The sequence below is a fragment of the Streptomyces sp. NPDC001544 genome, assembly GCF_042894285.1.
GTDB lineage: Bacteria > Actinomycetota > Actinomycetes > Streptomycetales > Streptomycetaceae > Streptomyces.
In genome coordinates this window covers 137,721-156,789 of the sequence record NZ_JBIAVN010000016.1, presented here as the reverse complement: position 1 = coordinate 156,789, position 19,069 = coordinate 137,721, and the positions used below count along the sequence as shown (strand labels likewise).

Genomic DNA, 19,069 nt, shown 5'->3' with positions numbered 1-19,069 from the left:
AGTTGGTGATCTTCCCACGGCACCCTCGGCACCAAGAGTCTCGCATTTTCTCAGAGCGCAAGCGCGCCCCTACTCGTCACACCCCATGACACACCCCGTAAACCGCCCCCGACCCACACCAGCAAGCCACCCCCCGCTGAGGCGGCCAAGCCACCGCCCGCCCCCGTGCCGCCAACGTGGTCGCGTACTGCGGCAGCAACGTCACGTCCTCCGGTGAGGACCCCTCCGACGCCGCGAACGCCTCGTAGGAAGGGACCGTCCCGGAGACGATGCCCAGGTTGGGGGTGCCTGAAGACGCCAGCTCCCGAAGCGAGGCCTCTATCGTCGCCAGGTGCTGCTCGTGGGAGGGGTACTCCGCCGTGAGGCCCGGGTACGCGGCGAGGAGCTCGGCGAGCTCGCCGGCCGGCCAGTGGAGGACCGCCACCGGGAAGGGGCGGGAAAGCGCCTCGCGGTAGGCGCCGAGTTCGGCTTGGAGGCGTGAGATCTCGGCTTGCAGTTCGGCGGGGTTGTCGGAGCCGAGGGACCAGACGCGCTTGGGGTCGTGGAGTTCGTCGAGGGAGACCGGCGAGTGGTGGAGGGTGTCGGCCAGCATGTCCCAGTCGTCGTGGGGCAGGCCGAGCATGCGGCGGACGCGGTGGCGGCCGTAGAGGAGGGGGTGGGTGGAGTAGGGGGGCTCCGCGGCCTCCGCCAGGAGCAGGTTCACGGCCTCCGTGAACGTGTCGTGCGCCGCCTCCAGCTCGTCGTGGGACTCCAGGGCCTCGGCCACGATGACCCAGGGGGCGGGGTCCCGCGGAGCGGTCGCGCGGATGCCGTCGATGATCGCGCGGGCCTCGGCCTCGTGGTCGTACTCCCAGAGGTTCGAGGCCTTCAGGGCCCGCACCAGGTGGGGGTCGTCCAGGCCGTCGGCGGAGGAGAGCAGGCGGTCGTAGAGGGCGGTGGCGGCGGGGCGGTCGCCGGAGAGTTCCAGGTGGGCGGCGGCCCGCAGGAGCAGGGCCTCGGCGTCTTCCGGGTACAGGCCGGCGGTCCGCTCCAGGCGTGCCGCTTCGGCGGTGTGGTCGGCGTTCTCGGCAGGCGTGTCGGGGCGCATGGGGGACACCGTACTGCCGACCGGTGACAAGGGGAGGGGCGAATTCCCAACCCACACATGTGGTCACCGGTCGCGGTGCCCCCGGCGCGGTCAGCCGCGGGGCGGTCGTGCCGCCGTCGTCCGCCGCCTCACAGCGTCACCCCGTCCACCTGCAGTGTCTGCACCGCCTGCGCCGCGAACGGCACGCTCACGGTCTTGCCGGAGAGGTGGATGTCCGAGTGCGCCGAGTACAGGTCGCCGCCTCCGGTCGTGACCGTGTTCCAGCGGGGGACCAGGCCGCCGGAGCCGCCCGTCACCGTGGTGAAGCGGGAGAGGTCGAAGGTCAGGGTCTGGGCCGAGGTGGACGTGTTCAGCGCCACGACGACCAGCCGCTTCGCCGACGCGTCGTAGGCCGCCACCGCGTTGCTCGCGCCCGTGTCCAGGATCCTCATCCCCGGGCGGATGTGGCGGCTGAACTGCGCCATCACGTAGTACTTCGTCTGGATCGTCGTCGGCTGCAGGGTGTTCTGGTCGTAGGCGATCATCGCCCAGCCCGTCGACGGGTCCATCACCTGCCAGTAGACCCAGGCCGTCGGGTGCAGCCAGCGGAAGTCGTAGAGCAGGTTGAAGGCCATCGTGTAGCCGGTGCCGTCCTTGTCACCGGTCTCCGAGTTCCACAGGGCCTTGCCGGCGGTCGTCACCACGTCCGAGTAGAGGAGGTCCCTGCGGCCGCCCGAGCCCTGGTAGCCGTGGACGTTGACACGGTTGACGTAGCCCTTCGTGGTGGAGCTGAAGGAGTTCCACGTGGTGCGCGCGAGGTCGTAACTCGTCTCGTCCGACGCGGAGATCTTCGTGCCGGTCAGGCCCCGCTTGTCCAACTCGCCGCGCAGGTAGGGCAGTACGGCCGACTGGACGGTGGCGTCGATGTGGCAGCCCTCCTGGGTGCCGGTCGCCGTCCACCAGCTGGAGCTGGGCTCGTTGAAGGCCTCGACCGTCGCGAAGTTCACGCCCCAGTTGTTCTTGGCGTAGAGGGCCACGGCCGCCAGGTGGGAGGCGTGCTGGCGGTAGTTCCAGGACTGGAGGTTGTTGCCGCCGTCGGAGGCGCCGGAGGGGTTGTGGTTGAGGCACATCCACCACATCGGGGAGTTGGCGAAGAGCTCGGTGGTCGCGCCGCGGGCCACCGCCTTCGTCAGCATCGCGCGCTGGGTGGCGTCCGCGGTCCACTTCCAGGCCGAGGAGGTGGGGTCCTCGTTGTTCCAGTCCTGCCAGTAGCCCTCGATCTGCTTGAACCTGGGGATGTTGGGGGAGGCCACCATGCTCGTGCCGCCCACGCTGTTCCAACTGCACGCGCCCAGGTTGTAGCGGGCGATGTTCAGGCCCAGGCCGGGGAGCGTGGTGCCGTTGTACGTCGTCGACTTGGTGGTGAAGAAGATGTCGGCGAAGTCGTCCCGGGCGCCGAAGACGTTCGCCCACCAGGCCAGGGAGGTGCCCCAGCCCTCCCAGGTGCCGTACGTGGTCGACGGGTTGACGGCGATCGTCGCGTCGGCGCGGGCGGTCCCGGTGGCCAGGGCGCTGCCCAGCAGGCCGCCGCCCGCGGCGGCCAGGAGTGTTCTGCGTCGGATCATGGCTTGTGTCGTCTGCCTCTCGGTGCGGCCCGAACACCGGTCGTCCTCGCCGGTGTTCGCTCGTCCCCCCGCATGCCAGAACGAAGCATCGGGCGTGGCGCGCGAGGTTGTCGAGAGTCGTGCCAGACCTTTCTCAGCCCTTTCTAAAACCAGTGGAGAAAGGGATCGTCCGGTGGGCGTCCGGCCCGAGCGCCTTCCGCTCTGGTGACTTGGCGGCCCGCGCCTTATCGTGCGGGCGTGCGGGCGGCCCCCGGCGGCGGGCCGTACCAGGTCTGAGGAGGCGTACTGCGTATGCGGGCTTCCGTCGTGCGAGCCGTACGTCCCGTACCTCTCGTGCAGCACAGCACCCTGCGGCGGCGTGCGCGGCGCCGGCGGGTGCTGTGGGGCGGGGGTGAGGTGCTGGTGACCGTGGGGGTCGTCCTCGCGCTCCTGGTCGTCCACCAGCTCTGGTGGACCAACCGGGAGGCCCGGCGCGGGGCCGAGCGGAAGGTGGAGGCGCTGGAGCGGGAGTGGGGGGCGGAGGGTGGTGGAACAGGCGGTGCCGGGGCCTCCGGAGGGTCGCCGTCCTCCGGTGACGGTACGTCGTCCGGCCCGCAGTCCTCGCGACCGTCGCGTACGGGGCCGTCGCGTACGGGGGCTGCGGCGGGGCGGCGGTCGTACGCAGGCACCGCCGACGCGGCGCTGCCCCGCCGCTCCCAGGCCTACGCCATCCTCACCATCCCGCGCCTCGGGCTGCGTGTCCCGGTCGCCGAGGGCGTGAGCAAGCCGGACGTCCTCAACCGGGGGTACGTGGGCCACTACCCCGGCACCCAACAGCCGGGCCAGGCCGGGAACTTCGCGGTCGCCGGGCACCGGAACACCCACGGGGAGCCGTTCCGCTACCTGCCGCGGTTGCGCCGCGCGGACACCGTGGAGGTCGAGACGCGGACGGCGACCTACACGTACACGGTCGACAAGATCCTGCCGCAGACCTCGTCCCGTGACGCGGGGGTCGTCAGGGCCGTGCCCCGGTCCCTCGTCAGGCCCTCGTACGGGTACAGCGAGCCCGGGTACTACATCACGCTGACGACGTGCACCCCCGAGTTCACGTCCCGGTACCGGATGGTGGTGTGGGGGAAGCTGGTGTCGATGCGGCCGAGGAGGTAGAGGAGCGCCGAGCGCCCTCGGAGTGCCCTCACTTTTCGGCCGTTCGCGCCAGGCCTCGCACGCGGCCGTCGGGTCTTGAATGCGGTCGTGAGCGCCTGTGTTTCCCTTTTCCTCGTATTCGCCGCCTTGAAGTGGAGCGGCGGATTTCGGTCCATGCGTGGGCAGTTCCCGGGAATGGTGCGGATCTCTGTGCGAATCGTGTGACAGCGTGTACGAGTCTGGGGGCCGCTGGGGTTGCCGGGGTCTGTCTTCCTGTGGGGGAAGTCATGCACACGCGTGCCTTGGGCACGTCTCTTCGACGTTTGTGGAAAAGACCGGGATCGGTGGCCGCGGCGGCTGTGGCCGTGGCGACGGCGGCGACGCTGGCGCTGGCCGCGGCCTTCCTGCCGACCACTCACGCCACCGCCACCGGCGGCACCGGCGGCACAGACGGCACAACGATGTCGACCTGGTGCGAGAACGGTTCCGGCGCCAAGACGCCACCGGTCAAGGCGGGCGCGCACCGGCCGGTGAGGTCCCAGCCGTCGAGGAAGCCGACGGACGAGGTGTACATGCCGTGGTTGCTGGAGCAGCGGGCGCACGCCAAGCATCCCGCGTCCGGCAAGGCCGCGAAGCCGGCCGGCACCGCGGCGGACCCGTCGGTGGTGGAACTCGTGCCGGAGGGGCAGGGCGACGTGCCCTGGCACCGGTACACCAGTTTCGCGATCACGAACGCACTGACGGCGAAGATCGACTACTCGACCGGCGACCTGATGCTGACGGCGAGGGACGACGACCTCGCCGGTGACGGACGGCACCTGCGACTGGCGCGGACGTACAACTCGCTGGAGGCCCCCTTCGGCAGGGTGGCGCAGCGCTGGTGGCTGCAGTACGAGCGCTACCTGTCCGTCTCCGGTGGCGAGGTGATCTTCTACGACGCCTCCGGCGCGACGGTCCGCTTCGACAAGAACAGTGACGGCTCCTTCACCACCCCGCGCGGCTACGCGCAGAAACTGAAGAAGAACCCCGACGGCACCTACACGCTGAAAGGGAAGTCGGGCTCGAAGGAGACCTACGACGCCGACGGAACGCTGACCAAGGTCACGGACCGCGGCCACGGCACCATCACGGTCACCCAGAACGCCAAGGGCGGCTTCAGACTGACCGACACCCGCTCGGGCCACTGGATCGCCCTGACCAAGGTCGACGACAGGCTGTGGCAGGCGAAGGACAACGCGGGCCGGACGGTCCGTTACGGCCTGGACGCCCACGGCGACATCGACCGCACCACGGACACCGAGGGCAGGACCACGCGGTTCTCGTACGACTCCTCCGGCCGCGTCAGCAGGATCAGCACGGGCAAGGGCCGAGTGACGGTCTTCACCTACGACGACGTCAACCGCGTCACGAGCATGCTGTGCGGGACCGGTTCCCACGGCGGCGCTCCCACCGGCCCGATCTGGACGTACACCTACACCAGCGACTCGGCGACCGCGGCGGGCACCACCACCGCCGTCGACCCTCGGCTGCACGCGACGAAGTACGCCCATGACGCCGACGGCCGGATCGGCCACCGACCCGGGCGATGATTTCGCAGCGGTCGGATACGTCGGGGAACGTCGGGGACGTTATCGTGGGGTCCAGCTCGGACGTGAGCGATGCGAGCAGGCAGGGGGGAGCGGTCGGATGGCGCGATACGTGGCCGTGACGCGGCCTGCCGTCGGTCTCCTGCTCTTCCTGCTCTCCGTGGCCCTGCTCGACACCGGCAGCCTCTACGCCACCGTCGCGCTCGCCGCGACCGCCGCGGCCGGAACCGCGCTGGCCGCGTGCGCCCTGGTCGCCGCCCGCTGCGCGCCCGCCGTGCCGCCCACGCGCATACGTACGGCCATCCGCGACCGGGCCCGCCGCACGGCGTTCCTGCCGCAGCGCGACCCCGACGCCCCGGGCCGCCGCCGGCCCCGGGCGCCCGGACACGCCCCCGCGACGACCCTCGCGTAGGGGTGACACTCCCTCGTCCGTGACCCCGCGCGGGTCGTCATGCCGCCATGCCCGTCTTCACTCCGGCACGACGTGACCCACGGAGGGCTCACCCATGTCCGTTTTCGCGCACCTCGTCGAGCAGCTCGCCGACCTGCTCCGGCCCCTCTTCCACGCCTCCGCGGCAGCCGCCGCGATCGTCCTGTTCACCGCCCTCGTACGACTCCTCGTCCACCCCCTGTCCAGGGCCGCCGCGCGCGGGCAGCGGGCCCGGGCCGAACTCCAGCCGAAGGTCGCCGAGCTGCGGAAGAAGCACCGGGAGAACCCGGAGAAGCTGCAGAAGGCGATCCTCGAACTGCACAAGGAGGAGAAGGTGTCCCCGCTGTCCGGCTGTCTGCCCAGCCTGCTCCAGCTGCCCGCCTTCTTCCTCCTCTACCACCTGTTCTCGAGCTCGACGGTCGGCGGGGAGCGCAACGGCCTCCTCGCGCACGAGCTGTTCGCCGCACCGCTCGGCGGCCGGTGGGCGGACGCGCTGGGACACGGCGGGGTGTTCGGAGCGGCCGGGCTGGTCTACCTCGGGCTGTTCGTCGTCGTCGCCGCCGTCGCCACGTTCAACTACCGCCGTACCAAGCAGATGATGGCGAAGAACCCGGTCGCCGTCGGCGGGGGCGACGGCGAGCAGATGCCCGGCCTCGCGGCGGTCAACAAGGTCACGCCCTTCATGTCCTTCTTCACCCTCGTGTCGGTCGCCGTGGTGCCGCTGGCCGCCGCCCTGTACGTGGTGACCAGTACGGCGTGGAGCGCGGTGGAGCGGGCGGCGCTGTACCGCTGAGACTGCGGTCCAGTCCGTGAACCAGGTCTTGCGTACCGGACATATGCCTTGGAGGATCGACCAGACCTCCGATGGCTGCGCACATCCGGCGGGCACCCGCGCACCCGCGATCAAGGGAGAATGTGACCATGAAGCTGCTGCGAGTCGGTACGGCGGAGGCGGAGCGGCCCGCGCTGCTCGACGCCGAGGGAGTCCTGCGGGACCTGTCGGGGATCGTCGCGGACATCGACGGGGCGCTGCTCGCCGACGACGCCGCGCTGGGCCGGATCCGGGCCGCCGCCGACGCCGGGGAGCTGCCCGTGCTGGACGCGACGGGGCTGCGGGTCGGGCCGCCGCTGGCGCGGATCGGCAAGATCGTGTGCATCGGGCTCAACTACCACGACCACGCCCGCGAGACGGGCGCCGAGCCGCCCGCCGAGCCGGTGATCTTCTTCAAGGCCGCGGACACGGTGGTCGGGCCGTACGACACCGTGCTCGTCCCGCGCGGGTCCACCAAGACCGACTGGGAGGTGGAGCTGGCGGTCGTCATCGGGCGCACGGCCCGCTACCTGGAGTCCGGCGAGGAGGCGCTCGCGCACGTCGCCGGGTACGCGGTGGCGCACGACGTGTCCGAGCGGGAGTTCCAGATCGAGCGGGGCGGCACCTGGGACAAGGGGAAGAACTGCGAGACGTTCAACCCGCTGGGGCCGTGGCTGGTGACCGCGGACGAGGTGCCCGACCCGCAGGCGCTGGCGCTGAAACTGTGGGTGAACGGGGAGCTGAAGCAGGACGGGACGACCGCCGAGCAGATCTTCCCCGTCGCGGAGGTCGTGCGGTACGTCAGCCAGTTCATGACCCTGTACCCGGGCGATGTGATCAACACCGGTACGCCGGCGGGGGTCGCGCTAGGCCGGCCCGAGCCGAAGCCGTTCCTGCGGGCCGGGGACGTCGTCGAGCTGGAGATCGAGGGGCTGGGGCGCCAGCGGCAGGAGTTCAAGGACGCGTAGGCGCTCCGCTGGGGGGCGGGGAACGACACGGTTCGGCTGCGGGCAGTGGGTGGCTGGTCGCGCCCACGCGGCGGAGCCGCATATCGAACACGGCCCCGCGCCCCTGAGGTCGGTTCGGTCACGCCAGCAGAGACGCCAGCCTCCTCCAGCTCTCCCGCTGGAGGCCGTCCCTCGGGCTGTCGTCCACCACCTGGAGGGCCACGTGGTCCGCGCCCGCCTCGTGGAAGGCGTTGATCCGGTCGCGGATGCGGTTGTCGTCGCCCCAGGCGAACACCGCGTCGACCAGACGGTCGCTGCCGCCGTCGGCCAGGTCGTCCTCGGTGAAGCCGAGACGGAGAAGGTTCTTGGTGTAGTTGGGGAGCGCGAGGTACATGGCGAGAGTTTCCCGGGCCAGGGAGCGGGCGCGGGCCGGGTCGGTCTCCAGTACGACCTTGAGCTCCGGGGCCAGCAGGGGGCGCGTGCCGAGGATCTCGCGGGCCCGCGCGGTGTGTTCGGCCGTGACCAGGTACGGCACCGCGCCCGCCGCCCGGTCCCGGGACAGCTCGAGGACCTTTGGGCCGAGGGCGGCCAGCACACGGCGGTCGGCGGGCACCCCGGCCCCGTCGAGCGCGTCGAGGTAGGCGACCAGCGCCGAGTACGGGCGGCGGTACTGGTCGGCGAGCTTGGCGTGGCTGACGCCCAGGCCGAGGACGAAGCGGCCCGGGTGCGCCGCCTCCACCTCCGCGAAGGCCGCCGCGCTCGCGTCCGCCTCGTAGTCCCAGATGCTCTGGATGCTGGTGCCGACCACCAGCCGGTCGGTGCCCTCCAGGAGCGGTACGGCGTGGTGGGCGGCACTGCTGCCGCCCAGCCAGACGGCCCCGTAACCGAGCTCCTGCAACTCCCCGGCCGCCTCGGCCAGTTCACCTCGCCGGGCGGGGTCCTCCGCGCGCAGGCCGACACTCCAGACGCCGTACCGTCCGATGGCCTGCTTCAGCGCGTCACTCATGGGTGGTGATCCCTCCGGTCGGGCGGTGTGCCGTGATGGCCGTACCGCTGTGCCAACCGGAGGGTGATTCCAGTTAATCCCGGCCGCTGTGGCCCAGGAACTCCTCCAGCGCCTCCACCACGAACCGGTGGTCCTGCAACTGCGGCAGCCCGGAGACGGTCACCGCGCCGATCACGCCCACGCCCTCGACGTTGACCGGGAAGGAGCCGCCGTGGGCCGCGTACGTGTCGGGGTCGAGGCGGGAGGACTCCTCGAACGTCGTGCCCTTGGCCCGGAAACGGGCGCCGACCAGGTAGGACGCGGAGCCGTAGCGCTCCACGACACGGCGCTTGCGTTCGATCCAGGCGTCGTTGTCGGGGGTCGAGCCGGGCAGGGCCGCGTGGAAGAGCTGCTGGCCGGCGCGGTGGATGTCGATGGCGACCGGGGCCTGGCGCTCCCTGGCCAGCTCCACCAGGAGGGAGCCGAGGGCCCAGGCGTCCTCGTGCGTGAACCGGTGGAAGACCAGGCGGCGCTCCTGCGCCTCCAGCTCCTCGACGGACGGGGTGATCTCGGGGGTGGACCTCGGGGTGATCCGCGGGTTGTTGCTCACAGCGTCACCGCCACACCGTCGCGCGCGGAGCGCCGGGCCGCCTCGAGCACGTCGAGGGCGGCGGCGGCCTCCAGGGCGGTCACCGGGTTGGGACCGGCGCCGGTCAGGGCAGCGGCCACGGCCTTGTAGTAGGCGGGGTAGTCGCCGGGCAGGGTCGGTACGGGCCGACCGCCCCCGGTCAGCGGGGACTCCCCGGCGCCGATCCGGCCCCACAGGGACTCCGCTTCCGTGCCCCAGTCCGAGGGGCCGGGCCGCAGCCCCTCGCGCAGGGCCGCCTCCTGCGGATCGAGGCCGTACTTCACATAGCCCGCGCGCGAGCCCAGCACCCGGAAACGGGGGCCGAGCTGGGAGGCCGTGGCGGAGACGTGGAGGTGGGAGCGGACACCGCTCGCATGCGTCACCGCGATGAACGTGTCGTCGTCGGCCTCGGCGCCGGGGCGGCGGACGTCCGTCTCGGCGTACACCCGGGTGGCCGGGCCGAACAGGGTCAGGGCCTGGTCGACGACATGACTGCCGAGGTCGTACAGCAGACCTCCGATCTCTGTCGGGTCGCCGGACTCCCGCCAGCCGCCCTTGGGTTGCGGACGCCAGCGCTCGAACCGGGACTCGAACCGCCAGGCGTCGCCCAGCTCGCCCTCCTCCAGCAGCTTGCGCAGGGTCAGGAAGTCGTTGTCCCAGCGGCGGTTCTGGAACACCGACAGCAGCACCCCGCGCTCCTCGGCGAGGGCGGCGAGCTCCCGTGCCTCGGCTGCGGTACCGGCGACCGGCTTGTCCACCACGACCGGCAGGCCCGCCTTGAGCGCGGCGGTGGCCAGCGGGACGTGCGTCTTGTTCGGGGAGGCGATGACGATCAGGTCCAGTTCGCCGGCGCGGTCGAACAGCTCCTCCGGGGCCGTCGCGATGCGGACGTCCGGGAACTCGGCCTTCGCCTGCTCCTGCCGCTCGGGGTTGGCGGTGACCACCGTGTCGAGTGTGAGGCCTTCGGTGGCGGCGATCAGCGGGGCGTGGAAGACGGAGCCTGCGAGGCCGTAGCCGACCAGGCCTACGTGTAGGGGGAGGTCATTGCCTGTGCCAGTCATGCGGTCCACTTTCGCATGCGGTGGCTGGGGCCTGGCGGGGTGGGCTTGCTGGCCGGCGTTGGTCGGTGCGCGGGGTTGTCGCTGGGCAGGGGGTGCGCAGCCGGGGGGAGGGGCGACAGGTCTGCTGAATGGGGGGACGCGGGCCGCCGTTCGGGGCGGAAGTGGGCGGGGTCCGTGGAGGGTCGCGGTCGGTCGGCATAGGGATGTGTTCATGCGACTGTGCACGTCCCTGTCCCTCTGCCTTGCCGCAGCCGTCGTCGTTCTCGGGCCCGTGGGGGTGGCGCACGGACGGGAGGCCGGGGTCGACTGTGCCGGGGCGGAGGCGCGGGACTTTCCGCTCAGTGCCCGTATTCACGGAGGGCCCACGTCGTACGAGGCCGGCGGAGGATTCGGCACCTGGTACCTCGACCTCGTCAACACCACCGACCGTGCCTGCACCGCCGTACACCCGGTCGTCGTGCTCGTCGACGACAAGCGGGCGCTGAAGCCGGGGCAGGCCCGGATGGAGTTCTACGACGGTCCGCGCGCCCACCCCGTCCACTTCGAGAGCACCGACGAGAACGAGCTGGTGGGGGCCTTCGACGACGGCTTCCCGGGGTTCGCCGTCGGTCCGCGCAAGACGGTCTCCGTGAAGGTCAGGCTCACGGTCACCTCGGACGCCGTGCCCAACGTGGTCACCGCCAAGGCCGCCGTCGTGGAACGGCGCGGGGACGACGGGGAGTGGCTGGGGGAGTCCGAGGACTACCGGTTCGGCATCGACACCGAGCCCGACACCGAGCCCACCGAGCCCGATCCCCACGCCTCGGACACCCCCGCGGCCACCCTCACCCCCGACCCCACCCTCACGGCCACTCCGACCACCACCGCCGTCCCCGACCCCACCCCCGGCCCCGAGCTCTCCTCCTCGGCCTCGCCGGCTGCCACGGGCACGCCCGCCCCCTCCGCCTCCCCCGACGACGGCCTCACCCTTGCCGACGAACTCGCCCGCACCGGCCTCGGCACCGCCCTCGGCGTGCTCGCGGCCGCCGTCCTGCTGCTCGCGGCGGGCAGTGCGCTGGTGCTCGTGGGACGCAGGCGCTGAGGTGCGGCCGACCACACAGTGAGCAGGGCGTTCCCGCAAGATCGGGCGTGTGTTTAGGCTGGGGCCCACGCAGCATCCGGTACGGCGGGAGACGGCCCATGCCAGAACGCAAGCCCATCGAGTCCTGGCTCACCGACATGGACGGTGTGCTCATCCATGAGGGTGTGCCCATCCCCGGCGCCGACGCCTTCCTCAAGAAGCTGCGCGAGTCCGGCAAGCCCTTCCTGGTGCTGACCAACAACTCGATCTACACCCCGCGTGACCTGCACGCCCGCCTGGCCCGCATGGGGCTGGACGTGCCGATCGAGAACATCTGGACGTCGGCGCTGGCCACCGCCAAGTTCCTGGACGACCAGCGGCCCTGCGGGTCGGCGTACGTGATCGGCGAGGCGGGACTGACCACCGCGCTGCACGACATCGGCTACATACTCACCGACCACGAGCCCGACTACGTGGTCCTCGGGGAGACCCGCACGTACTCCTTCGAGGCGATGACCAAGGCCGTACGCCTGATCAACGCCGGCGCCCGCTTCATCTGCACCAACCCGGACGAGACCGGCCCCTCCACCGAGGGCCCGCTGCCCGCGACCGGCGCCGTGGCCGCGCTGATCACCAAGGCGACGGGCAGGAAGCCGTACTTCGCGGGCAAGCCCAACCCGCTGATGATGCGTACCGGTCTGAACACCCTCGGCGCCCACTCCGAGACCAGCGCGATGATCGGCGACCGCATGGACACCGACGTGCTGGCCGGCATCGAGGCCGGGATGCAGACGTTCCTGGTGCTCACCGGCCTGACCCGGCCCGAGCAGGTCGAGGCCTTCCCGTACCGGCCGTCCAAGGTGGTCGACTCCATCGCGGACCTCGTGGACCGGGTCTGAGACCGGCGCCTGACCCGTACGGAGCAAAGCGGCGCCCTTCGAGGATGCGAACGGGCACCCGTCGGGGCAGCCTCCAGATAGCGCTGGAGGTTCACGATGGGCTCAGTACGCCGCACTCTCTGTACAGGACTCCTCGCCGTCGTCGCGTTCGTCGAGTTCGCCCCGGCGGCCCACGCGGCCCACGCGGCAAACGCGGTGGACGACGGGGCCGGGGTCTCGCTGATCCCGCCGTCCCCCGCCGCCGGCACCGACGTGGCGTTGCGGGTGAGCGGCTGCTCCGGGGCGGTCGGCACCGCCGTGTCGGAGGCGTTCGTCGCGGACGCCCGGCTGACCGGCGGCGGCGGCACGCTCACCGGCGACACCAGGATCCGCACGACGCTGCGGCCCGGCTCGTACGACGTACGGGTCGCCTGCGCCGGCGATGCCGTGGCCGGCCGGATCACCGTGGCGCCGAAGGCCGGTTCGGCCGGTCCCGCCGGTCCGGCCGGGCAGTCGGGCTCCGGGTCGTACGCGCAGCCGTCCGCCCCCGCGTCGCCCACCGCCCCCGTCGAGGCGGGCGGTGGCGGCACCGCCCGCCTCGCTTCGGTGGACGCCCGGGTGGCCGGGCCCGGTACCGCGCAGACGGTGACCGGTCTGGTGCTCGCCGGGGTCGCCGCGGTCGCCGTCGGGCTGCGCGGTGTGCGTGGTGCCCGCCGGAGCCGCGGCACGCGGTGAGGGGAGTCGGTGGTGTACGACCGTGAGTCCTCCTCCGGCACCGGACGGCTGTCGGCCGGCGTGGCCTGGGTGCTGCTGCTGCTCGGGCTGTGGATGTGGGGGCGTGAGGTGACCGACGTACCGGCGGGGGCGTCCGGGGTTGCGACCGGTGACGTGGCCGCGGTGGGGCGGCCGGCCGGGCCGGGGCTGCCGCCCGCCGCCCGGCCGCTCGGTGACGCGGTGCCGCAGCGCATCGACATTCCGGACCTCGGGGTGCAGGCGCCGGTGGTGGCCCGTGGCCTGGACGGGCGGGGCGCCGTCGATCCGCCGCCGTTCGACCAGCCCGGGGTGGTGGGGTGGTACGCGGCCGGGGCGAAACCCGGGGCGGCCGGGCCCGCGCTGATGGTGGGGCACGTGGACACCAGGACCAGGCCCGCCGTCTTCTACCGGATCAGCGCGCTGCGGCCCGGGGAGACGGTGCGGGTGGTCCGCGGCGACGGCCGGGTCGCCGAGTTCACCGTGGACGATGTCCGGGTGCTCTCCCGTGACCACTTCGACGCCCGGCTCGCCTACGGGCCCCGCAAGCCGGGCCGGGCCGAGCTGCGGCTGATCACCTGCGGCGGCACCTTCGAGCGGGCGAGCCGCAGCTACACGGCGAACGTGGTGGTGTCGGCGTACCTGACGGGCACGGGACCGTAGGAACAACTGCCCGGCAACCCCCGGACATGGTCGTGACCGGCACGGCGGATATGTCAGGATTGGCACCTGAAATACCGTGCAACCAGGGGGGAGTTGGATGTACGACAGCTGGGGGGCGGCCCTGTCCCCGTTACGCGCCGGGGCGGTCGCGGTGGTGCTGGGGGCGGCTCTGCTGGCCGCCGGGTGCTCCTCCGGGGGATCCCCGGCGGGAGGTGACAAGGCGGTGGACGAGCCGAAGTCCGCGATCACGCAGCAGCCCAAGGACGCCGACCCGTTCTGGGTGAACCCGGACGGGAACGCGGCCCGGCAGGTGGCCGCCTACGAGAAGAGCGGTGACAAGGCCGCCGCCGGGCGGATCAGGAAGATGGCCGAGCAGCCGACCGGCGAGTGGATCGGCCCGGAGAACCCAGAGCAGGAGGCCCGGGGCTTCACCGAGGCCGCCGAGAAGTCCGACCGCACGGCCCTGCTCGTGCTCTACGACATCCCGCACCGCGACTGCGGCCAGTACTCGCGGGGCGGGGCCGCCGACGGGGACGCCTACCGGGCCTGGATCGACGGTGTGGCGAGAGGCATCGGTGACCGGCCGGCGACGGTGATCGTCGAGCCCGACGCCGTCCTGCACCTGGTGGACGGCTGCACCCCGGCCCGGTTCCAGGAGGAGCGCTACTTCCTCCTCCGCACCGCGGTCACCAGGCTCAAGTCCCTCAAGCGCACGAAGGTGTACCTGGACGCCGGGAACGCCGGCTGGGGCCGGCCCGACCAGATCTTCGATCCCCTGCGGCGGGCCGGCGCCGACCTGGCCGACGGCTTCGCCGTCAACGTCGCCAACTTCTACTCCACCAGGGACTCCATCACCTACGGCAAGCAGCTCTCCGCCAAGCTCGGCGGCAAGCACTTCGTCGTCGACACCAGCCGCAACGGCAACGGCCCCTACACGGGCGGCGACCCGGCCGAACGGTGGTGCAACCCGCCGGGCCGGGCGCTGGGGGAGACGCCGACGACCAGGACGGCGGACCCCCTGGTGGACGCGTATCTCTGGGTCAAGCGGCCGGGGGAGTCGGACGGCACCTGCAAGGGCGGGCCGAAGGCCGGTGACTGGTGGCCGAGTTACGCGCTGGGGCTGGCGGCCCGGGCCGGCGGGTAGTCCGCGCCCCACGACCGGGGGGCGCCCTCCGACATGGAAGGCGCCCCCCGGTGCACCGTCGCTACGGGACCCTGACCCACCGCGCTTTGCTGGGCGTCCCCCATGCGTCGTCGACGAACAGCATGTACCACCCCGACGGCACCAGGTTCCGGTTCTTCGGCACGGTCACGGTGACCTTGTCGCCGGCCGTCCGGAAGTCCAGGGCGACGGACCGCTGGTCCACGTCCGTCACATGCGTCGACGCGCTGGGCCGGATCAACCGGACCTTCCTGATCCTGGACGCGTGCCGTGCGGTGAACGTCCCGGAGGCGCCCCGCGCGATGGTCTGCGGGCCCCAGCCGAGCGTCGGCCGGGACTTCCGGTAGAGGTACGGCGGGGTGTAGATCTCGATCCGCTGCTCGAACGTGCCCGGCTTGGTGCCGGCCTTGTCCCCGTACAGCGAGTCGGAGCCGAAGAACATGACGCGGCCGTCGGGCAGCAGGATCGACCCGGAGTGGTAGTTGCGGCCCACGAGCGGGTCGGCGACCCGGGTGAAGCTGTTGCCGTCCGGGTGGTAGAGCCGCGCCTGGCGGATGTCGGAGTCGCCGCGGCCCCGGTAGTCCCCCGAGCCGCCGGACACCAGCACGGTGTCGTCGGGCAGGATCGAGGACTGCGGGTACCGGGTGCCCTTCTCCAGTGACGGCCCGTCCACGAACCTCGGGTGGGCGGCCTTGAGGTCGATCAGCCGGGTCCTCCTGCTGGACAGCCTGGACTCGCCGACCCCGCCGCCGCCGATCACCAGGAACCTCTCGTCCTGCGCCGGCGGCAGCAGCACCGTGCCCGAGGTCTCCATCATGTCCGGGTCGCTCAGCCCGGGCAGCTTGCTGAACCTGTTGTCGGCCACGTCCCAGACACCCGGGTCACGGCCGACGTCGTCCGGCCCGTAGCCCGCGTTGGACCCCGAGTAGAAGATCTTCCCGTTCTGCATCAGGAACAGCGCCGGGTAGGTGGGGAACTGGCGGATCTTCCCGGTGTAGGTCCACTTCCCGGTCTTCGGGTCGAAGATCTCGTTCTTCCCCGGGACCAGCTGGCCGATGTCGTCGAGGCCGGAGACGCTGAGGATCCTGCCGTCGCTCAGGGTGGTGAGCGTCGGGTACCAGCGGGCCTCGTTCATCGGGTCGACCTTGATGTACTTCTCGGCGACGGGATCGAACTCGTAGGCGTCCCGGATCCCCTGGAAGTCCTTCTTGTCGAGGGCGAGCTTCTGCGCGATGCCGTAGGTGTTGCGGGCGTCGAGGCCCCGCAGGCCCCGGATGCGGTAGTTGTCCTGGGAGCCCGTCTCGTACCTGGTGCCGCGCCGTTGCGCCTCGACGTAGATCCGGCCGAGGCCGGGGTCGTTGCGCAGGTACTTCCCGGTCCTCCTGTCGAACACCTTCTTCGCGCGGGGTACGAGCACCGGGTCCTTGGAGACGAACGTCTTGTGGTTCGCCCTGCCGGTGAAGACGGTTCCCGCGGGCAGGGTGATCGGCCTGTCCGGGTTCTCGTTGTGGACGATCATCAGGCCGCCGGCCTTGGTGACGTCGCCCTTGAGCTTCTCGTACCGCTTCGTGCCGCCCGCGATCAGCAGCCTGCCGTCGGCGAGCTGGGTGTGGCCGGTGCAGAACAGGTCGTTGGGCGTGGGGACCTTCTTGATCGTGCCCTTGACCGGGTCCCAGATCCGGGTGTCGAACTTCTTCCGGTCGAAGTTCTTCTGGTTGTTGCCCGAGCCCGCGACCAGCAGCACCTTGCCGGTGTGCAGGAGCGCCGCGTGGATGGTGTCCTGGCGGTACCGCGGGGGGAACTCGACGATGTCCCAGTGGCCGTTCTCGGCCTTGTACTCAGGTCTGTTGATCGCGTACTCGTGGTACTGCGCGGTCCCGAAGCGGTAGACCCACGGCCCGTTCGTCCCGGCCAGCGCGAGTACCACCGCCGTGCCGATCGCGAGTCGACGGGCCCGGCGGCGGCCGGCACTGTCGTTCATTCCTTACGTCCCCCAAGTCCACCGAGCACGATCTGCATCGTCTGTTCCTCCGCCCTCACCCGGGGGTGCGGCGCGTGTCCGACGGGAACGGCGTCCTCCGGCTCGGCCGGCTCGGCCGGCTCGGCCGGCCCGGGTGCGGCGGCGGGTGCTCTGCGCTCCCGCCGCAGCGTGTACCGCCACACGACGATCGGCGAGGCGGTGATCAGCAGGGCGAACGAGGCCCAGGTGACCATCGCCGGGTGGGAGTGCCCGAAGACGAAGCCCGCGGCGAGCGAGCCGCCGAAGAGCAGGATGAAGAACCAGTGGATCCGGAAGGTCCCGAACAGGGTGTCGGGGCTGGCCGACGCGCCCTTGGGCGTGACCACGAACCTGCTCCTGCGGCGCAGCACGGCGTCCATCAGCGAGCGGGCGTACACCGGCGCGGACAGCGCCGACATCATCATGCCCGCGACACCGCCGGAGCCCTCCGGCTCGTGCGGCGAGACGTTGTGCCGCCGGTTCCACACGTACAGGCCGATCTGCAGCGCGGAGGCGTTGCCGTAGAGCATCAGCCACACGGTCGGGTCGATGTTCACCCCCGAGGCGCCCAGACCAAGGAACAGGGAGCAACTCAGCGCCGCGAGGATCCAGTTGAGGGCGGACATCGGGTAGAAGATGATCATCATCGTGTAGTTGAAGAGCTTGCCCGGGGGCATCGAGAAGAAGCCCTTCCAGTACTGCTTGAGGATCGTCTCGTACGTCCCCCGCGACCAGCGCAGCTGCTGGGTGAAGAAGTCCGTCCAGGCGTTCGGGCCCTCGCCGACCGCGAGCACGTCCGGGGTGTAGACCGAACGCCACCTGCGGCCCGTCGCCGGGTTCTTGGCGCGGTGGATCTCGAAGCCGGTCGCCATGTCCTCGGTGATGGAGTCGTACAGGCCGCCGATCTGCCGGATCGCCTTGATGCGTACGGCGTTCGACGTGCCGACGAACATCGGGGCGCCGTACCGGTTGCCCGCCCGCTGGATGAGTGCGTGGAACAGGAACTGCTGCGACTCGGCGGCCTTGGTGACGAACGTGTCGTAGTTGCCGTAGACCTGCGGGCCGATGACGAAGCCGACGTCCGGGTCGCGGAAGTAACCGAGCATCCGTTCCAGGTAGTTGGGCAGCGGCACGTGGTCGGTGTCGACGGAGGCGAAGAAGTCGTAGCCGTCGCCGTGCGCCTCCAGCCAGGCGTTGTAGTTGCCGTGCTTGGTCTTCGCGCGGTGCGGGCCGGAGGGCCGGTTCCAGCGGGCCACGCCCTTGCGGGTGAAGTGGTGCACGCCGAGGCGTGCGCAGACCGCCTTCACCTCCGGATCGTCGCCCTCGTCGAGCAGCCAGACGTGCAGGAGGCCGCGGTGGCGCAGCCGTACGGCCGCCTCCAGGGTTCTGGTCACCATCTCCAGCGGCTCCTTGCCGGGCACGAAGGAGGTGAGGAAGGCGACCCGGGTGCCGGTCTCGGGCACCACCGGGACGGGATCGCGGGCCACCAGGGTGGCGTGCGCGTTCGACAGCACGTTCAGGCAGCGGAAGGTCTCGATCAGGCCGATCGAGACCAGCATCACCACGTCCAGCGCCGGCAGGAAGTCGTACGCCGGGTAGTCCCGTTCGGTCCAGTGGCCGGGCTGGAGCAGCCAGCCCAGCAGGACCAGGGAGAGCAGCGGTGCCGCGCCCAGCATGAGCGCGGCGCGGACGCGGTGCGGCTCCTGCGACAGCAGGGAGCGGTACCTCACCCTGTACGGCTTGCCCGGGTCGGGCTGGGTGAGGGGGCCGGCGAGCCGGCTGTGGTGCTCGTAGTCGTATCTCGGCAGGGTCTTCCTTATGCGGCGGATCGCCCCCGTGTCGTCGGTCCGGTGCGACGGACCTCTTGGTTGTGTGGTTTGTGATCGGTCGTGCGCGGACTGTGATGGTTCGTGATTATGCCGGGCGCCCGTCGGCGTCGACGTCATGAGTCATCCCCCCACACGCAGGTCAGCGCGTGTTCGTTCGTTCCTGGCGAGCCACAGTCACCATGTCTTCCACACCCCGGAGGCATGGAACCGTGGCATTCCGGGTGCGGGCCGCCCCCCTCGGTGGCCCTTCCTGAACGGGATCCCTCGTCCCCTGTCCGCCGCAACCGGTTACAGTCCCCCAACTGCCGTGAGGCGGCGGCGCGTTGAAGCAACAGGGTTCTACGGCGCTCGGCATGATCACAAGACGCGACGCACTGTTCACCGGTCAAATACGGCCACGGGGGACAGCCGGGTACGGATGTCACCGAAGCGGCCTCTTGTGGCTCCCTCGACCGTACGCCGTC

General features: G+C 71.3%; 17 protein-coding genes. 10 read left to right on the top strand and 7 right to left on the bottom strand.

The window, feature by feature from the left end; all coding sequences use genetic code 11:
* Positions 1 to 76 precede the first annotated feature (76 nt).
* Positions 77 to 1,087, bottom strand: a complete 1,011-nt coding sequence (locus ACFY0F_RS31185; RefSeq protein ID WP_388801654.1) for an SEC-C domain-containing protein — start codon at positions 1,085 to 1,087, stop codon at positions 77 to 79.
* Between the two features lie 128 nt (positions 1,088 to 1,215).
* Entirely contained in the window at positions 1,216 to 2,691 is a 1,476-nt protein-coding gene (locus ACFY0F_RS31180) for a beta-1,6-galactanase (RefSeq protein ID WP_388801652.1), read from the bottom strand.
* A gap of 291 nt (positions 2,692 to 2,982) precedes the next feature.
* Here ACFY0F_RS31180 and ACFY0F_RS31175 point away from each other — a divergent pair, with 291 nt between their 5' ends.
* From ACFY0F_RS31175 to ACFY0F_RS31155, 5 genes are all read left to right on the top strand, one after another.
* Positions 2,983 to 3,837: a class E sortase gene (locus ACFY0F_RS31175; RefSeq protein ID WP_388801649.1), complete on the top strand. Its 855-nt coding sequence runs from the start codon at positions 2,983 to 2,985 to the stop codon at positions 3,835 to 3,837.
* Positions 3,838 to 4,160: 323 nt separating this feature from the next.
* Complete coding sequence (locus ACFY0F_RS31170) at positions 4,161 to 5,405, top strand: DUF6531 domain-containing protein (protein WP_388801647.1); 1,245 nt, start codon at positions 4,161 to 4,163, stop codon at positions 5,403 to 5,405.
* 97 nt (positions 5,406 to 5,502) lie between these two features.
* Positions 5,503 to 5,814 carry a DUF6412 domain-containing protein gene (locus ACFY0F_RS31165; RefSeq protein WP_388801644.1) on the top strand — a complete coding sequence of 104 codons (312 nt, stop codon included), beginning with the start codon at positions 5,503 to 5,505 and terminating at the stop codon, positions 5,812 to 5,814.
* A 94-nt stretch (positions 5,815 to 5,908) separates the two neighbouring features.
* On the top strand, positions 5,909 to 6,625 hold the full coding sequence (locus ACFY0F_RS31160; RefSeq protein ID WP_388801641.1) for a YidC/Oxa1 family membrane protein insertase: 717 nt from the start codon (positions 5,909 to 5,911) through the stop codon (positions 6,623 to 6,625).
* Positions 6,626 to 6,753: 128 nt separating this feature from the next.
* The gene (locus ACFY0F_RS31155) at positions 6,754 to 7,611 is read left to right on the top strand and encodes a fumarylacetoacetate hydrolase family protein (protein WP_388801637.1); all 858 of its coding nucleotides are present in this window, start codon (positions 6,754 to 6,756) and stop codon (positions 7,609 to 7,611) included.
* A 118-nt stretch (positions 7,612 to 7,729) separates the two neighbouring features.
* Here the strand turns inward: ACFY0F_RS31155 and ACFY0F_RS31150 are convergent, their stop codons facing one another.
* From ACFY0F_RS31150 to ACFY0F_RS31140, 3 genes are all read right to left on the bottom strand, one after another.
* A complete protein-coding gene (locus ACFY0F_RS31150) occupies positions 7,730 to 8,596 on the bottom strand; it encodes an LLM class F420-dependent oxidoreductase (protein ID WP_388801634.1) in 867 nt (288 codons plus the stop codon).
* Positions 8,597 to 8,669: 73 nt separating this feature from the next.
* A complete protein-coding gene (locus tag ACFY0F_RS31145) occupies positions 8,670 to 9,185 on the bottom strand; it encodes a heme-degrading domain-containing protein (RefSeq protein ID WP_388801631.1) in 516 nt (171 codons plus the stop codon).
* Entirely contained in the window at positions 9,182 to 10,264 is a 1,083-nt protein-coding gene (locus ACFY0F_RS31140; RefSeq protein WP_388801628.1) for a Gfo/Idh/MocA family oxidoreductase, read from the bottom strand. The genes ACFY0F_RS31145 and ACFY0F_RS31140 overlap by 4 nt, the downstream gene beginning before the upstream one ends.
* A gap of 211 nt (positions 10,265 to 10,475) precedes the next feature.
* Between ACFY0F_RS31140 and ACFY0F_RS31135 the strand changes: the two genes are divergently transcribed.
* The 5 genes from ACFY0F_RS31135 (at position 10,476) to ACFY0F_RS31115 (ending at position 14,759) form a co-directional block, all read left to right on the top strand.
* Positions 10,476 to 11,345 carry a hypothetical protein gene (locus ACFY0F_RS31135; RefSeq protein WP_388801626.1) on the top strand — a complete coding sequence of 290 codons (870 nt, stop codon included), beginning with the start codon at positions 10,476 to 10,478 and terminating at the stop codon, positions 11,343 to 11,345.
* 98 nt (positions 11,346 to 11,443) lie between these two features.
* The gene (locus ACFY0F_RS31130) at positions 11,444 to 12,223 is read left to right on the top strand and encodes an HAD-IIA family hydrolase (protein ID WP_388801623.1); all 780 of its coding nucleotides are present in this window, start codon (positions 11,444 to 11,446) and stop codon (positions 12,221 to 12,223) included.
* A gap of 96 nt (positions 12,224 to 12,319) precedes the next feature.
* Entirely contained in the window at positions 12,320 to 12,937 is a 618-nt protein-coding gene (locus ACFY0F_RS31125; RefSeq protein WP_388801620.1) for a hypothetical protein, read from the top strand.
* Between the two features lie 12 nt (positions 12,938 to 12,949).
* Complete coding sequence (locus ACFY0F_RS31120; RefSeq protein WP_388801617.1) at positions 12,950 to 13,615, top strand: class F sortase; 666 nt, start codon at positions 12,950 to 12,952, stop codon at positions 13,613 to 13,615.
* Positions 13,616 to 13,712: 97 nt separating this feature from the next.
* Positions 13,713 to 14,759: a glycoside hydrolase family 6 protein gene (locus ACFY0F_RS31115; RefSeq protein ID WP_388801614.1), complete on the top strand. Its 1,047-nt coding sequence runs from the start codon at positions 13,713 to 13,715 to the stop codon at positions 14,757 to 14,759.
* Between the two features lie 61 nt (positions 14,760 to 14,820).
* Here the strand turns inward: ACFY0F_RS31115 and ACFY0F_RS31110 are convergent, their stop codons facing one another.
* The gene (locus ACFY0F_RS31110; RefSeq protein WP_388801612.1) at positions 14,821 to 16,758 is read right to left on the bottom strand and encodes a galactose oxidase-like domain-containing protein; all 1,938 of its coding nucleotides are present in this window, start codon (positions 16,756 to 16,758) and stop codon (positions 14,821 to 14,823) included.
* Positions 16,755 to 18,722, bottom strand: a complete 1,968-nt coding sequence (locus ACFY0F_RS31105; protein WP_388801609.1) for a glycosyltransferase family 2 protein — start codon at positions 18,720 to 18,722, stop codon at positions 16,755 to 16,757. Before ACFY0F_RS31105 ends, ACFY0F_RS31110 begins: the two co-directional genes overlap by 4 nt.
* Between the last annotated feature and the right edge of the window lie 347 nt (positions 18,723 to 19,069).

Bases quoted from the DNA above. Each gene is read 5' to 3' on its own strand.
- ACFY0F_RS31125 (WP_388801620.1), top strand. From the start codon at position 12,320: ATGGGCTCAGTACGCCGCACTCTCTGTACAGGACTCCTCGCCGTCGTC.
- ACFY0F_RS31130 (WP_388801623.1), top strand. From the start codon at position 11,444: ATGCCAGAACGCAAGCCCATCGAGTCCTGGCTCACCGACATGGACGGT.
- ACFY0F_RS31115 (WP_388801614.1), top strand. From the start codon at position 13,713: ATGTACGACAGCTGGGGGGCGGCCCTGTCCCCGTTACGCGCCGGGGCG.
- ACFY0F_RS31155 (WP_388801637.1), top strand. From the start codon at position 6,754: ATGAAGCTGCTGCGAGTCGGTACGGCGGAGGCGGAGCGGCCCGCGCTG.
- ACFY0F_RS31180 (WP_388801652.1), bottom strand. From the start codon at position 2,691: ATGATCCGACGCAGAACACTCCTGGCCGCCGCGGGCGGCGGCCTGCTG.
- ACFY0F_RS31185 (WP_388801654.1), bottom strand. From the start codon at position 1,087: ATGCGCCCCGACACGCCTGCCGAGAACGCCGACCACACCGCCGAAGCG.
- ACFY0F_RS31160 (WP_388801641.1), top strand. From the start codon at position 5,909: ATGTCCGTTTTCGCGCACCTCGTCGAGCAGCTCGCCGACCTGCTCCGG.
- ACFY0F_RS31140 (WP_388801628.1), bottom strand. From the start codon at position 10,264: ATGACTGGCACAGGCAATGACCTCCCCCTACACGTAGGCCTGGTCGGC.
- ACFY0F_RS31135 (WP_388801626.1), top strand. From the start codon at position 10,476: ATGCGACTGTGCACGTCCCTGTCCCTCTGCCTTGCCGCAGCCGTCGTC.
- ACFY0F_RS31165 (WP_388801644.1), top strand. From the start codon at position 5,503: ATGGCGCGATACGTGGCCGTGACGCGGCCTGCCGTCGGTCTCCTGCTC.
- ACFY0F_RS31105 (WP_388801609.1), bottom strand. From the start codon at position 18,722: ATGACGTCGACGCCGACGGGCGCCCGGCATAATCACGAACCATCACAG.
- ACFY0F_RS31175 (WP_388801649.1), top strand. From the start codon at position 2,983: ATGCGGGCTTCCGTCGTGCGAGCCGTACGTCCCGTACCTCTCGTGCAG.
- ACFY0F_RS31150 (WP_388801634.1), bottom strand. From the start codon at position 8,596: ATGAGTGACGCGCTGAAGCAGGCCATCGGACGGTACGGCGTCTGGAGT.
- ACFY0F_RS31110 (WP_388801612.1), bottom strand. From the start codon at position 16,758: ATGAACGACAGTGCCGGCCGCCGCCGGGCCCGTCGACTCGCGATCGGC.